Genomic DNA, 13,560 nt, shown 5'->3' on the forward strand with positions numbered 1-13,560 from the left:
CCACTCTCACAGGAGTCAGACATGAGCGCAAATTTAATCTGGTCAGGAAAAGTTGATGCAAAAAGTGCCGAAGGGATAAATACAGGCCTTTCCCTCAAACGAGGGGAGATCATTACGATTCTGGCCGATGGCTGGGCCAAAAATGGTAGCGAAACTTTTGCTCTGACCGCGCCACAGGGACGTATTCCCAGAGAGGGCGAACCGCTAACGATACGCAATCCTTCACTTCTGGCACGGATTGGGAGTGAAACATATCCGGTTGGCAACCATAAATATCGCTGGTCAATTCCTGCTGAAGGTATTCTGACGCTGATTTATGCCGATGGTAAAGACCAGTACAAAGACAACTCGGGCGAATTCAGCGTTGAAGTGTATCGCGAGGCGGATATTACAGCGACGACAGCACCGTTTGAAGATTTAACCAACTTTGAACGTGATAACTGGAATAGCTGGCAGGCGGGACCTGCCGGGCACGATCTTTACCTGGTTGACGCCAGCGCCCGCGCCGTCGAGTTTATTACCAGGCCCAATAAAAATCATGCCGGAGAGATCCTCAAAAAGACGCTGACAGGTCTGACTGCCGGGCATGAATATACCTGGACGCTGAAAGCTGCGCGCATTATTGGAAAATATGAAGCGCCAAAAATTTCTCTCCGTGCGGATGGCAAAGACATCTCCGCACCGCTGGAGCTGAAGCAGGCGAATGAATGGGTAACCCTGAGTGGAAAATTCAAAGCCGCGAGCAGTCAGGCTGAACTCGCGGTAGTCAGCCATGTTACAGCAAGTATGGGGAATGATTTCAGAATTAAGGAGCTAAAAATTAAGGGATAATCTACAGGAGTGTCGGTCTGCTATTCGGCATGAATGCTGGATGGCAGTTCGATGTTCAAAACAGGATTAAAAAATTGTGTAGCGCACATGATCAACATATGCGCTACACCAACAGGCAATAAACACACGGCATTACTCTTTATTATGTTGTATATCCTCTCAGTATCGGCTGTGATTAGAAACAAGACGCGTCTCGATTAACACTATCCTGAAACACAGCACGCTTTCGGTTAGGGTATCTGAGCGGAAGTAACACACTAACTTCATGCCTAATAAACACCAGTGGGGTAATATCGGTTCTGAATACACATTCAGGGCTGCATATTCACGTAATCAAAAAAATCATGGTGCCTGCAAAAGCGCACCATGAAAGAGCCATAATCTGCAATTAGCAAAGCACATCCTTGTTTAATTAAAAGGCAACGTAATTGTACTGCCGGTATATCGCTAAACGATACAAGACCTGTCTGGTTAATTCAGGGGGCAGCAGATCATACCTCTTATTGGTAAACCGTCATTCAATTGTTGAACGATAACAGACATCGTATGTTAAGTAACTTGTTGATAGCGAAATACATTTAAGCCAATTTTGGGTGGTGTTTTGCAACAAGGGGAGAGATATGGAGCGGGCGAAGGGAATCGAACCCTCGTATAGAGCTTGGGAAGCTCTCGTTCTACCATTGAACTACGCCCGCTTTGAGGTGCGTAAGGCATTATAGACCTTACGCCTTTTCATACAAGCCTCTTCACCACTAAGTGGCGATTAAATAATCACTTAGCACTTCGGTTTGCTGCCGGGCGCAGGAAGATAACGCTGCGGATCGATGGCCGTCGCTTTATAGCGAATCTGGAAATGCAGCTTCACCGAGTCCGTTCCCGTGCTGCCCATCGTGGCAATCTTTTGCCCCGCCTTCACGTTCTGACCGTTGTTGACCAGCATCGTGTCGTTATGCGCATAGGCCGTGATGTAGTCTTCGCCGTGCTTAATCATGATCAGGTTGCCGTAGCCGCGCAACTGGTTACCGACGTAAACCACCTTCCCTGCCCCGGAGGCATAAACCGGCGTACCGCGCGCAGCGGCGATATCAATACCCTTGTTACCACCTTCAGAGAGTGAGTAAGGAGCAACAACTTTACCGCTGGCAGGCCAAATCCAGCAGCGCTGTCCAACCGGCGGCCATGACGATTGCGGTACCTGGTAGGACGGCGTCACTTTGGCGGTTTTGCCTTTCGATGAGGATTTTTTGCCCGAGGATGAACTGCCGTTCACCTTCAGCTTTTGTCCCACTTCGATGGTGTACGGCGGAGAGATGTTATTCAGGCGCGCCAGATCCTTCACACTGGTCCCCGTTGCGCGCGAAATCCGGTACAGCGTATCCCCGCGCTTAACGGTATAGACCGAACCGGAATAGCTACCCATATCCGATGATTTGCTCCCTGAACAGCCTGCCAGGAATAGCGTCAGCGTCAGGCAAAAGATGGCGATGATGGGGTTTCTCGTCAGGCTTCCTGCAAACAAAACAGATCCTCGGTCAGCGTGAATGGCGCACTATGATACCAGCCCGGAGAGATATGGGTCAGCCCTTTTCCGCTCCTGGAGACAAACCGTTCGTATAAGAATGCCGTATAATGTTCCCTGCTGATGGTGCAGAACCATCCGCATCGTTGGCACTGGAGCATGAATGAGTATTCAAGAACACGTTATTTTGGTAAATGACCAGGGAATGGTGATTGGCACTCAGGAGAAGTACGCCGCGCATACTGCCCAAACCCCTCTGCACCTGGCGTTCTCATCCTGGCTCTTTAACGCCGAAGGCGAATGTCTGGTCACACGACGCGCGTTAAGCAAAAAAGCCTGGCCGGGCGTCTGGACGAACTCCGTCTGCGGGCACCCTCAATCCGGTGAAAAGACGGAAGAGGCGATTATCCGCCGCTGCCGCTATGAGGTCGGTGCTGAAATCACCGCGATTACGCCTGTCGCCTCCGAGTTTCGCTACCGTGAAACCGATCCTTCCGGCATCGTGGAAAACGAAATTTGCCCGGTCTTCGCGGCACGCGTTACCAGCGAACTGTGTATTAATCACGATGAAGTAATGGAATTTGAATGGGTCAGGCTGGAGTCGTTATTCCGCGCGCTGGACGCCGCGCCCTGGAGCTTTAGCCCGTGGATGGTACTGGAAGCAACCACCGCACGAGAGGCGCTGAGAGCGTTCGCAGCGCAATAAAAAAGCCCCTTTCGGGGCTTTTTCACATTTTAACGCCTTATTTCACCGGACGCATCGCCGGGAACAGGATAACGTCACGGATGGTGTGGCTGTTGGTGAACAGCATAACCATACGGTCGATACCAATACCCAGACCTGCAGTTGGTGGCAGGCCGTGCTCCAGTGCGGTCACGTAGTCTTCGTCGAAGAACATCGCTTCGTCATCGCCTGCCGCTTTCGCGTCAACCTGATCCTGGAAGCGCTGCGCCTGGTCTTCTGCATCGTTCAGCTCGCTAAAGCCGTTGCCGATTTCACGGCCGCCGATGAAGAATTCAAAGCGGTCAGTGATCTCCGGGTTCTCGTCATTACGACGTGCCAGAGGAGAAACTTCAGCCGGGTATTCAGTAATGAAGGTCGGCTGAATCAGGTGTGCTTCCGCCACTTCTTCGAAGATTTCGGTCACGATACGGCCCAGACCCCAGCTCTTCTCCACTTTAATACCGATGCTTTCAGCGATTGCTTTCGCAGAGTCGAAGTTATCCAGATCCGCCATGTTGGTTTCCGGACGGTATTTCTTGATCGCTTCGCGCATGGTCAGTTTTTCGAACGGCTTGCCGAAGTCGAACACTTCTTCACCGTAAGGGACCTGTGTGGTGCCCAGAATGTCCTGCGCCAGGGTACGGAACAGGGATTCGGTCAGCTCGATCAGATCCTTGTAGTCCGCATACGCCATATAGAGTTCCATCATGGTGAACTCTGGATTATGACGAACGGAGATACCTTCGTTACGGAAGTTACGGTTGATTTCGAACACGCGGTCGAAACCACCGACCACCAGACGCTTCAGGTACAGTTCCGGCGCGATACGCAGGTACATGTCCAGGTCCAGGGCATTGTGATGGGTGATGAACGGACGCGCAGACGCGCCGCCTGGGATCACCTGCATCATCGGGGTTTCCACTTCCATAAAGTCGCGGTTCACCATGAACTGGCGGATACCGGCCATGATCTGGGAGCGAATTTTGAAGGTCTTACGGGATTCATCGTTTGAGATGAGATCCAGATAACGCTGACGGTAGCGCGCTTCCTGATCCTGCAGGCCGTGGAACTTGTCCGGCAGCGGGCGCAGGGCTTTGGTCAGCAGACGCAGCTCGGTGCAGTGGATAGACAGTTCACCAGTTTTGGTTTTGAACAGCTTACCTTTGGCGCCCAGGATATCGCCCAGGTCCCACTTCTTGAACTGCTCGTTGTAGATGCCTTCCGGCAGGTCGTCACGGGAAACGTACAGCTGAATACGGCCGCCAACGTCCTGCAAGGTCACGAAAGAGGCTTTACCCATGATGCGACGGGTCATCATGCGGCCTGCAACGGCCACTTCAACGTTCAGCGCTTCCAGCTCTTCGTTCTCTTTACCGTCGAAGTCAGCGTGCAGTTGGTCTGAGGTGTGGTCACGACGAAAATCGTTCGGGAACGGCACGCCCTGCTCGCGCAGCGCTGCCAGCTTCTCGCGGCGGGTTTTCAGTTCGTTGTTAAGATCGACTACCGCGTCAGCGCCCTGTGCTTGTTGTTCAGACATGTTGGTTCCTCATAACCCTGCTTTCAAACTTGCTTCGATAAATTGGTCCAGGCTGCCGTCCAGCACCGCCTGCGTGTTGCGGGTTTCAACCCCGGTACGCAGGTCTTTGATGCGGGAGTCATCAAGGACGTAAGAACGGATCTGGCTGCCCCAACCGATGTCGGACTTGTTATCTTCCATCGCCTGTTTCTCAGCATTTTTCTTCTGCATCTCCAGCTCATAAAGCTTCGCTTTCATCTGCTTCATGGCCTGGTCTTTGTTCTTATGCTGGGAACGGTCGTTCTGGCACTGTGTTACCAGCCCGGTTGGAATGTGGGTAATACGCACCGCAGATTCCGTACGGTTAACGTGCTGACCACCCGCGCCGGAAGCACGGTAAACGTCAATACGCAGGTCCGCCGGGTTAATTTCGATATCGATATCTTCGTCAACTTCCGGGTAAACAAACGCGGAGCTGAAGGAGGTATGACGACGGCCACCGGAGTCAAACGGACTCTTACGCACCAGACGATGAACGCCGGTTTCGGTACGCAGCCAGCCGTAGGCGTAATCGCCAATGATCTTGATGGTGACGGATTTAATACCGGCCACTTCACCTTCAGACTCTTCGATAATTTCGGTTTTGAAGCCGCGCGCCTCTGCCCAACGCAGGTACATACGCGTCAGCATGCTGGCCCAGTCCTGTGCTTCGGTACCGCCAGACCCTGCCTGAATATCGAGATAGCAGTCAGCGCTGTCGTATTCGCCGGAGAACATGCGACGGAATTCCAGCTGCGCCAGCTTCTCTTCCAGTACGTCGAGTTCTGCCACGGCTTCGTTAAAGGTCTCTTCGTCGTCGGCTTCGACGGCCAGCTCCAGCAAACCGGAAACGTCTTCCAGCCCCTGGGCCATTTGATCCAGCGTATCTACGATAGCTTCGAGAGAGGAACGCTCTTTCCCCAGCGCCTGTGCGCGTTCAGGTTCGTTCCAGACGTCCGGCTGTTCCAGCTCGGCGTTTACTTCTTCAAGACGCTCTTTCTTGGCATCGTAGTCAAAGATACCCCCTAAGAACGTCGGAGCGCTCCGTGAGGTCCTGAATACGGTTTTTTACCGGATTAATTTCAAACATGGTCTGTTTTCTTTTATGGACTTGTCAAAATGCGGTGATAAGAGCGGGATTGTACCGAATCCACGCCCTTTTTTATAGAGATTACTGCCGCTAAATTGGCCAGATATTGTCGATGATGATCTGAAGGGTGCGGTTACCGCGAAACTCGTTGATATCCAGTTTGTACGCCAGTTCGACCTCGCGCACGCCGTTGTCCGGCCAGATAGATGTGTCAACGTTGAAAGCAATGCCGTCCAGCAGCGGTCCGCCGCCCACGGGCTCGACCATCACCTTCAGGTGACGTTCGCCGACGATACGCTGCTGCAGCAGGCGGAATCGCCCGTCGAACAGCGGTTCCGGGAACATCTGCCCCCATGGACCGGCATCGCGAAGCATCTGCGCCACGTCCATCGTCATTTCGGAGACAGACAGCTCACCGTCAGAGACCACCTCTCCCTGCAGCAGCGCCGGGTCAATCCACTCGGTGACCAGCTCGCCAAACAGGCGCTGGAACTCGTCGAATTTCGCCTCATCCAGAGACAAGCCAGCCGCCATCGCGTGGCCGCCGAACTTGATCATCAGACCCGGGTACAGCGTATCCAGACGCTCAAGCGCATCGCGCATGTGCAGCCCCTGAATCGAACGGCCAGAGCCTTTCAACGTGCCGTCGCCCGCGGGTGCAAACGCAATCACCGGGCGGTGGAAGCGCTCTTTAATGCGCGACGCCAGAATGCCAACCACGCCCTGATGCCACTCAGGATGGTACATCGCCAGCCCGCCCGGCAGCGTATCGCCGCTGCGTTCGAGCTTTTCGCACAGGGTCAGCGCTTCGGCCTGCATCCCCTGCTCAATCTCTTTACGGGTCTGGTTCAGGGCGTCCAGCTCGTTGGCCAGTACGCGCGCTTCACCTATGTTGTCGCACAGCAGCAGCGCCACGCCGACGGACATATCGTCCAGCCTGCCGGCAGCATTCAGACGCGGCCCGAGGGCAAAGCCCAGGTCGCTTGCCGCCAGCTTGAGCGGATCGCGGTTGGCAATCTCCAGCAGCGCCTTAATTCCGGGGCGGCACTTGCCCGCACGAATGCGGCTTAAGCCCTGCCAGGTCAAAATGCGGTTATTGGCATCAAGAGGCACCACGTCCGCTACGGTGCCCAGCGCCACCAGGTCGAGGTATTCGGCCAGGTTTGGTATGGCAATACCGCGGGATTCGAACCAGCCCTTATCACGCAGCAGGGTCCGTAACGCCAGCATCAGATAAAACGCCACCCCCACGCCGGCGAGAGATTTCGATGGAAAATCGCAGTCGCGCAGGTTGGGGTTAATAATCGCTTCCGCTGCGGGGAGCGTATCGCCGGGCAGGTGGTGATCGGTGACCAGCACCGGGATCCCCAAAGCGTGAGCATGATCGACGCCCGCATGGGAGGAGATCCCGTTGTCTACGGTCATGATCATCTGCGCACCGCGGGCGTGGGCCTGATCGACAACTTCCGGGCTGAGGCCATAGCCGTCTTCAAAGCGGTTCGGCACCAGATACGTGACGTTATCGCAGCCCAGTGCGCGCAGGCTGAGCACACTCAGCGCGGTGCTGGTTGCGCCGTCGGCGTCGAAATCCCCGACCACTACAATGCGCGTTCCCTCGCGAAGCGCGTTGTAGAGCATTTCGGTAGCTTTCTCGATACCGTTCAGCTGCTGCCAGGGCAACATCCCTTTCACGCTGCGCTCAAGATCCTCAGAGCGACGCACGCCGCGGCTGGCGTAGAGGCGCTTCAGCAGCGCCGGGAGATCGTCCGGCAAATCAACGGGTTCAACCGCCTCGCGGCGGCGCAATTTGATGGGGGCTTTCACGCGAATTATTTACCACCAAACTGTTTCTGGTGCGCGTCGAGGAACTCTTTCATCTCTTTTGGTCCCTGATAACCCGGAACAACATAGCCGTTACTCAGGACAATCGCTGGCGTCCCGCTCACGCCAAACTGCACGCCCAGCGCGTAGTGGTTAGCAATGTCGATGTCGCAGGAGGCAGGCTTAATGCCTTTGCCGTTCATTGCGTCATCAAACGCTTTGTTGCGGTCTTTCGCACACCAGATCGCCTTCATGTCCTGTTCAGGCTGGCTCTGCACGCCCGCGCGCGGGAAGGCCAGATAGCGCACGGTAATGCCCAGCGCGTTGTAGTCTTTCATCTGTTCATGCAGCTTGTGGCAGTAGCCGCAGGTGATGTCGGTGAAGACGGTAATCACGTGTTTTTCCTGCGCCGCTTTATAGACGATCATCTCTTTTTCGAGCGCATTAAGGTTTTTCATCAGCAGCTGGTTGGTGACGTTCACCGGCTGCGCGCCGCTCACGTCGTACAGCGGCCCCTGAATGAAGTGTTTGCCGTCTTCGGTGACGTACAGCACGCCGCTGTTGGTCAGTACCGTTTTCATGCCAGCAACCGGCGCAGGCTGGATGTCGCTGCTGGTGACGCCAAGCTTAGCCAGAGACTGTTTGATAGCGGCGTCGTCCGCATGGGCGAAGCCGGTAAATGAGGCTGCCAGCAGGGTGAGCAGCGCGAAAGACTTTTTCATATGTGATCCTGTTACAATTTGTCGGCACTCACGCACGAGGGTGGTGCTGTTGGTGTAGCTGCCGCAGGCGTTCCGTCGCGACATGGGTGTAAATTTGCGTCGTTGAAAGATCGCTGTGTCCCAGCAGCATCTGCACCACGCGTAAATCTGCGCCGTGGTTTAACAAATGCGTCGCGAAGGCGTGACGCAATACGTGCGGCGAGAGCTTTTCACTGTCGATACCCGCCAGTGTGGCGTAATGCTTGATGCGATGCCAGAACGTTTGCCGCGTCATCTGCTGCGCGCGCTGGCTCGGAAACAGGACGTCGATAGACACGCCATTAAGCAACCACGGACGGCCATGCTCAAGGTACGTCTCCAGCCAGTAAACCGCCTCTTCACCCAGCGGCACCAGCCTCTCCTTGTTTCCTTTACCGATGACGCGCACCACGCCCTGACGCAGGCTGATGTCGCTCATCGTCAGGCCAACCAGTTCCGAAACGCGCAAGCCGGTAGCATACAATAACTCAAGCATGGCTTTATCGCGTAACTCCAGCGGCAGGTCAACAGCCGGTGACTGTAATAATCTCTCAACTTGTGCTTCGCTAAGATCTTTCGGCAGCCGCTGCGGGAGTTTCGGGGACGCCAGCAGCGCGCTGGGATCGTCCCCGCGAATCTTCTCGCGGTAGAGATGCTGGAAAAGCCGACGCATTGCGCTGAGCAATCGTGCAGAGCTGGTGGCTTTGTAACCCCCTTCTACACGTTCAGCGAGCAGCGCCTGCAGGTCGTCACTTTGCGCGCTTGCAAGCGATAGCTCCCGACGCGCCAGCCACTCCACCAGCATGGAGAGATCGCGCCGGTAGGCACTGAGGGTATTCTCAGCCAGATTTTTCTCCAGCCACAGCGCGTCGAGAAACTGTTCAACGAGTGTGAGATCCTTTTCCACATCAGCCCCTTTGATTTTGCAGTCAGGCCATTATGCCTGATTGCGACCGGTTTCTGGTACACTACGCGCAATGTCAAAGCATGAATTGAGATAGTTACGCGATGAATATTGGTCTGTTCTATGGTTCCAGCACCTGCTACACCGAGATGGCGGCAGAGAAAATTCGCGACATCATTGGCCCGGAACTGGTGACGTTGCATAACCTGAAAGATGACGCGGTCGCGCTGATGGAACAGTACGATGTGCTGATCCTCGGCATCCCAACCTGGGATTTTGGGGAGATACAGGAAGACTGGGAAGCCATCTGGGATCAGCTCGATTCAGTCAATTTCGACGGTAAAATTATTGCGATGTACGGCATGGGTGACCAGTTGGGCTACGGCGAATGGTTCCTGGACGCACTCGGCATGCTGCACGACAAGCTGGCACCAAAAGGGGCGACGTTTATCGGCTACTGGCCAACCGAAGGGTATGAATTCACCAGTAAAAAACCGATTATTGCCGACGGCGAGCTGTTTGTTGGGCTCGCGCTGGATGAAACCAATCAGTACGATCTCAGCGACGAGCGCCTGCAGACCTGGTGCGAGCAGATCCTCGGCGAAATGGCAGAAAAATTTAGCTAACGCCCCCTACTCCTGCGTCGGCTGTTGCAGCAACATCCGGCGCAGATCCCGCCATTCTGACGCGTCCATGCTGTCAGCCGCCAGCCACAGGTGCTGGCAACGTCCGCCATCAACCTTGCGTAACCGTAACATCATCCCGGAGTTGAGCATCCAGGGCATACCAAGAATATCCCACTCTTTTCCCTGCCAGCGCAGGCGGGAGTCCATCAGTAACTTGATTTCACCCTGGCGCGCATTAATGCGACGCTGGCTGCGTACGCTGTCAAAAACAACAAATGACAGCAACAGCAGCCACAGCGGCGTATAGCTCAGGGGCCACGGCATCAGCAACACGATGGCCGCAACCAGGCCGTGGAGCAATAAAGACATCCACTGCGAGCGCCACGAGACGCGAAGATCAGATTGCCACAGGACCACGTTCCCGATTCCGTGTTTGAATTAATTGCACCATCCGTTGCAACTCGGTGTCGGCGGGTTTGCCGTGGTTCATCAGCCAGTTGAATAAATCCGGATCGTCAGACTCGAGCAACCGAACAAACAGACGCTTATCATCATCGCTTAAGCTGTCGTACTCATATTCGAAGAAAGGCATGATGGAAATATCAAGTTCACGCATGCCGCGACGGCATGCCCAGTGAATACGGGCCTTGTTGTTAATATCCATGTTCAGTTTCCTGCATTACGTTTGGCACAGTCGGTACCCCGTTCTCTGTTCTTAATTTCTTTACGGGGACACCAGCTAGTGTAACGTGTTTTTGACCGTTTCATTACTGGAATATTGCGATCGAGGAGCTGGCTTCCAGAATATTCCCTACAAAGACAGCGGATTACACTATTTTGCTTAGCGCTACGCATAACCGGTTTATGGCACAAATGGTCTGCTGAAAGCGCTTGCAATGCCTGCAGGCTCTTTTACCATTAGGCATTATCAAAGCGTTAAGCAATTCAGGATATCGTTATGGCATTTACACCATTTTCTCCTCGCCAGCCCGCCGCCTCTGCGCGTCTGCCGCTGACGCTTATTTCTCTTGATGACTGGGCGCTGGCTACCCTCTCCGGCGCTGACGCCGAAAAATACCTGCAGGGTCAGGTCACCGCGGATGTCGCGCAGATGACTGAACACCAGCATCTGCTGGCCGCGCACTGCGATCCTAAAGGCAAAATGTGGAGCAACCTGCGTCTGTTCCGCCGTCAGGATGGGTTTGCCTTTATCGAACGCCGCAGCCTGCGTGATGCGCAGCTCAAAGAGCTGAAAAAATACGCAGTCTTTTCCAAAGTCACCATCGCCCCGGACGACGAACATGTTCTACTGGGCGTGGCGGGCTTCCAGGCGCGTGCAGCGCTGAAAAACCTGTTTGCTGAACTGCCGGATGCAGAAAAACAGGTGGTCAGCGAGGGCGCGACCTCCATTCTGTGGTTTGAACACCCGGCAGAGCGCTTCCTGTTAGTCACGGATGCCGCAACCGCCGAACGCGTGACCGATGCGCTGCGCGGCGAAGCGCAGCTCAACAACAGCCAGCAGTGGCTGGCGCTGAACATCGAAGCGGGTCTGCCGGTGATTGACGCCGCAAACAGCGCGCAGTTTATCCCCCAGGCAACGAACCTTCAGGCGCTGGGCGGCATCAGCTTTAAAAAGGGCTGTTACACCGGCCAGGAAATGGTGGCGCGTGCAAAATTCCGTGGGGCAAACAAACGCGCGCTGTGGACACTGGTGGGCCATGCCAGCCGCGTACCGGAAGCGGGTGAAGACTTAGAACTGAAGATGGGCGATAACTGGCGCCGTACAGGCACCGTGTTAGCTGCCGTACAGCTGGAGGATGGCCGTCTTTTGGTTCAAGCCGTCATGAACAACGACATGGAAGCCGACAGCGTGTTCCGCGTGCGCGACGACGCCAATACGTTGAGTATTGAGCCGCTGCCGTATTCACTGGAAGAGTAATCGTCGACAGGTGTCCTCCCTCTCCCTGTGGGAGAGGGCCGGGGTGAGGGCCACCGCCCGCACGGTGGAAAAAACTACACCTGCCCCACGTACAAATAAATCGCCAAAAAGTGGCATACGCTGCCGCCCAGAACAAAACCGTGCCAGATAGCATGATTGTACGGGATGCGCTTGCAGACGTAGAAAATAACGCCCAGCGAGTACACCACGCCACCCACGGCCAGCAGCGTTACCCCGCCGACCGCCAGCTTAATCGCCAGCTGATACACTACAATCAGTGACAGCCAGCCCATCGTCAGATAGGTGACAAGCGACAACACCTTAAACCGGTGCGCAATCGTCAGCTTAAACAGGATCCCCAGCAGTGCCAGGCTCCAGATAACTATCATCAGGCCGCGCGACAGCGGTGAGTTTAGCCCCACCAGCAGGAAAGGCGTATAGGTACCCGCAATCAGCAGATAGATAGCGCAGTGGTCAAATTTCTTGAGCCATATTTTGGCCCGTTGATGCGGAATCGCGTGATAGAGCGTCGACGCCAGGAACAGCAGGATCATGCTTCCGCCATACAGGCTATAGCTGGTAATCGCCATCGCGCTGGCATTGGTATCTACCGCCTGTACCAGCAATAACACTAAACCGACAATCCCAAACACCAGGCCAATGCCGTGGCTGATGCTGTTGGCTACTTCCTCAGCCAGCGAATATCCCTGTGCGATTAATGGTCTGCTCGCCATACAAAACTCCGGGAAAACTAAAGATGATTATTCATCGCATGACTATGCTAACTGAGAATGATTCCAGTGAACACCTGTTAGCTAAAATAATTTTAACGTAAATTTTTATAATAAAAATCAAAAACATAAACAAACAATTCACCTGACATTTGTTCACATAAAAATTTAAGCGTTACTAATCAATGGCATAAAATTGGCCCGTGCCGTCTGGCTGCATGTTATGATGGATAAATGAGGTCTGAATGAGAGTTTTGCCACAGTGAGTATGTTCACCCACTCCGCCATTGCCAGTCTCAATAACCTGGAGATGATGGTCTACAACTATGTCATCAAAAATCGAGACAAAGTGATGTATATGACCATCCGCGAGCTGGCGGATGCGGCCGGCGTCTCAACCACCACCATCCTGCGCTTTTGCCGCAAGCTCAACTGCGAAGGATATTCGGAATTTCGCGTGCGCTTTAAGCTCTATCTTGAGCAGAATGAGCCCCAGCAGGCGAATTTCGGTGCCAGCGAAATTATCAGCTTCTTTAAAAGCGTGAATAATGAAGAGTTCGACGCGTTATTAAATGACGCGGTAAATATCATTCTCTCTTCAGAGCGCATTATTTTTGTCGGGGCGGGCACGTCAGGCTCACTGGCGAAATATGGCGCACGTTTCTTTTCGAATATTGGTAAATTCAGTAATCATATTGATGACCCTTATTTCCCGGTCACCAATGATATGGCGAAAAATGCGCTGGCCATTGTGCTCTCCGTCTCGGGCGAAACCGAGGAGATACTGCGCTTCGCCAGCCAGTTCAGCCTGCATCACTGTAAGGTGCTCTCCATCACCAGCCATGAGCACTCTCGCCTGGCAAAACTGGCGGACTTTAATCTCTCCTGGCACGTTCCCCAGACGCGAATTGGCGGCGTCTACGATATCACCACGCAAATCCCCGTCATCTATATTCTGGAATCCCTCGGACGCAAGCTGGCGAAGAAACTGACGGAATAAAACACCCTGTTTTTTTGATGTGACAAATCACAATTTCCGCAAATTGTTATATCGTGACATTAAATTTCGCTTTGCTAGAC

The 13,560-nt window shown here is 54.1% G+C and carries 14 protein-coding genes and 1 tRNA gene; 5 read left to right on the forward strand and 10 right to left on the reverse strand.

Features of this window, described 5'->3' with window-relative positions:
- Positions 1 to 21: 21 nt before the first annotated feature.
- The gene (locus ACR42C_RS18500) at positions 22 to 831 is read left to right on the forward strand and encodes a LecA/PA-IL family lectin (RefSeq protein WP_479984420.1); all 810 of its coding nucleotides are present in this window, start codon (positions 22 to 24) and stop codon (positions 829 to 831) included.
- Between the two features lie 621 nt (positions 832 to 1,452).
- Here ACR42C_RS18500 and ACR42C_RS18505 read toward each other — a convergent pair.
- Together ACR42C_RS18505 and actS are read right to left on the reverse strand one after the other, a co-directional pair.
- A tRNA-Gly gene (locus tag ACR42C_RS18505) sits at positions 1,453 to 1,526 on the reverse strand.
- An 80-nt stretch (positions 1,527 to 1,606) separates the two neighbouring features.
- Positions 1,607 to 2,350, reverse strand: a complete 744-nt coding sequence (gene actS / locus ACR42C_RS18510; RefSeq protein ID WP_041908359.1) for an amidase activator ActS — start codon at positions 2,348 to 2,350, stop codon at positions 1,607 to 1,609.
- 163 nt (positions 2,351 to 2,513) lie between these two features.
- Between actS and idi the strand changes: the two genes are divergently transcribed.
- Positions 2,514 to 3,056 (forward strand): isopentenyl-diphosphate Delta-isomerase, encoded by a 543-nt coding sequence (gene idi, locus ACR42C_RS18515; RefSeq protein ID WP_116341887.1) that lies wholly within the window; start codon positions 2,514 to 2,516, stop codon positions 3,054 to 3,056.
- A gap of 37 nt (positions 3,057 to 3,093) precedes the next feature.
- On the opposite strand, the gene lysS is transcribed toward idi, so the two are convergent.
- From lysS to xerD, 5 genes are all read right to left on the reverse strand, one after another.
- Entirely contained in the window at positions 3,094 to 4,611 is a 1,518-nt protein-coding gene (gene lysS, locus ACR42C_RS18520) for a lysine--tRNA ligase (RefSeq protein WP_061097156.1), read from the reverse strand.
- A 9-nt stretch (positions 4,612 to 4,620) separates the two neighbouring features.
- Positions 4,621 to 5,719, reverse strand: a protein-coding gene (gene prfB, locus ACR42C_RS18525) for a peptide chain release factor 2 (protein ID WP_096059326.1) whose coding sequence is annotated in 2 segments (ribosomal slippage) — positions 4,621 to 5,643 and positions 5,645 to 5,719 — 1,098 coding nt in all. Because the reading frame shifts where the segments join, the coding sequence is not laid out codon by codon here.
- Positions 5,720 to 5,809: 90 nt separating this feature from the next.
- The gene (gene recJ / locus ACR42C_RS18530) at positions 5,810 to 7,543 is read right to left on the reverse strand and encodes a single-stranded-DNA-specific exonuclease RecJ (protein WP_479984421.1); all 1,734 of its coding nucleotides are present in this window, start codon (positions 7,541 to 7,543) and stop codon (positions 5,810 to 5,812) included.
- A 5-nt stretch (positions 7,544 to 7,548) separates the two neighbouring features.
- On the reverse strand, positions 7,549 to 8,262 hold the full coding sequence (gene dsbC / locus ACR42C_RS18535; protein ID WP_116341891.1) for a bifunctional protein-disulfide isomerase/oxidoreductase DsbC: 714 nt from the start codon (positions 8,260 to 8,262) through the stop codon (positions 7,549 to 7,551).
- Between the two features lie 28 nt (positions 8,263 to 8,290).
- Entirely contained in the window at positions 8,291 to 9,187 is an 897-nt protein-coding gene (gene xerD, locus ACR42C_RS18540; RefSeq protein ID WP_116341893.1) for a site-specific tyrosine recombinase XerD, read from the reverse strand.
- A 101-nt stretch (positions 9,188 to 9,288) separates the two neighbouring features.
- On the opposite strand from xerD, the gene fldB reads away from it, so the two are divergent.
- A complete protein-coding gene (fldB, locus tag ACR42C_RS18545) occupies positions 9,289 to 9,810 on the forward strand; it encodes a flavodoxin FldB (protein ID WP_116341895.1) in 522 nt (173 codons plus the stop codon).
- A gap of 6 nt (positions 9,811 to 9,816) precedes the next feature.
- On the opposite strand, the gene ACR42C_RS18550 is transcribed toward fldB, so the two are convergent.
- Together ACR42C_RS18550 and sdhE are read right to left on the reverse strand one after the other, a co-directional pair.
- Positions 9,817 to 10,227 (reverse strand): protein YgfX, encoded by a 411-nt coding sequence (locus tag ACR42C_RS18550; RefSeq protein ID WP_116341897.1) that lies wholly within the window; start codon positions 10,225 to 10,227, stop codon positions 9,817 to 9,819.
- A complete protein-coding gene (sdhE, locus tag ACR42C_RS18555) occupies positions 10,208 to 10,474 on the reverse strand; it encodes an FAD assembly factor SdhE (RefSeq protein WP_010435322.1) in 267 nt (88 codons plus the stop codon). Before sdhE ends, ACR42C_RS18550 begins: the two co-directional genes overlap by 20 nt.
- Positions 10,475 to 10,768: 294 nt before the next feature.
- Here sdhE and ygfZ point away from each other — a divergent pair, with 294 nt between their 5' ends.
- On the forward strand, positions 10,769 to 11,749 hold the full coding sequence (ygfZ, locus tag ACR42C_RS18560) for a tRNA-modifying protein YgfZ (protein ID WP_192982604.1): 981 nt from the start codon (positions 10,769 to 10,771) through the stop codon (positions 11,747 to 11,749).
- A gap of 74 nt (positions 11,750 to 11,823) precedes the next feature.
- On the opposite strand, the gene trhA is transcribed toward ygfZ, so the two are convergent.
- A complete protein-coding gene (gene trhA, locus ACR42C_RS18565) occupies positions 11,824 to 12,483 on the reverse strand; it encodes a PAQR family membrane homeostasis protein TrhA (RefSeq protein WP_023331242.1) in 660 nt (219 codons plus the stop codon).
- A 265-nt stretch (positions 12,484 to 12,748) separates the two neighbouring features.
- On the opposite strand from trhA, the gene ACR42C_RS18570 reads away from it, so the two are divergent.
- A complete protein-coding gene (locus tag ACR42C_RS18570; protein ID WP_028014325.1) occupies positions 12,749 to 13,480 on the forward strand; it encodes a MurR/RpiR family transcriptional regulator in 732 nt (243 codons plus the stop codon).
- Positions 13,481 to 13,560 lie beyond the last annotated feature (80 nt).

Source organism: Enterobacter sp. MG-EB028, from assembly GCF_056673305.1.

Excerpts from the sequence above, each read along its gene's own strand:
- ACR42C_RS18500 (WP_479984420.1), top strand. The coding sequence starts at position 22 with ATGAGCGCAAATTTAATCTGGTCAGGAAAAGTTGATGCAAAAAGTGCC.
- sdhE (WP_010435322.1), bottom strand. The coding sequence starts at position 10,474 with ATGGATATTAACAACAAGGCCCGTATTCACTGGGCATGCCGTCGCGGC.
- ACR42C_RS18570 (WP_028014325.1), top strand. The coding sequence starts at position 12,749 with ATGTTCACCCACTCCGCCATTGCCAGTCTCAATAACCTGGAGATGATG.
- dsbC (WP_116341891.1), bottom strand. The coding sequence starts at position 8,262 with ATGAAAAAGTCTTTCGCGCTGCTCACCCTGCTGGCAGCCTCATTTACC.
- idi (WP_116341887.1), top strand. The coding sequence starts at position 2,514 with ATGAGTATTCAAGAACACGTTATTTTGGTAAATGACCAGGGAATGGTG.
- ygfZ (WP_192982604.1), top strand. The coding sequence starts at position 10,769 with ATGGCATTTACACCATTTTCTCCTCGCCAGCCCGCCGCCTCTGCGCGT.
- trhA (WP_023331242.1), bottom strand. The coding sequence starts at position 12,483 with ATGGCGAGCAGACCATTAATCGCACAGGGATATTCGCTGGCTGAGGAA.
- lysS (WP_061097156.1), bottom strand. The coding sequence starts at position 4,611 with ATGTCTGAACAACAAGCACAGGGCGCTGACGCGGTAGTCGATCTTAAC.
- fldB (WP_116341895.1), top strand. The coding sequence starts at position 9,289 with ATGAATATTGGTCTGTTCTATGGTTCCAGCACCTGCTACACCGAGATG.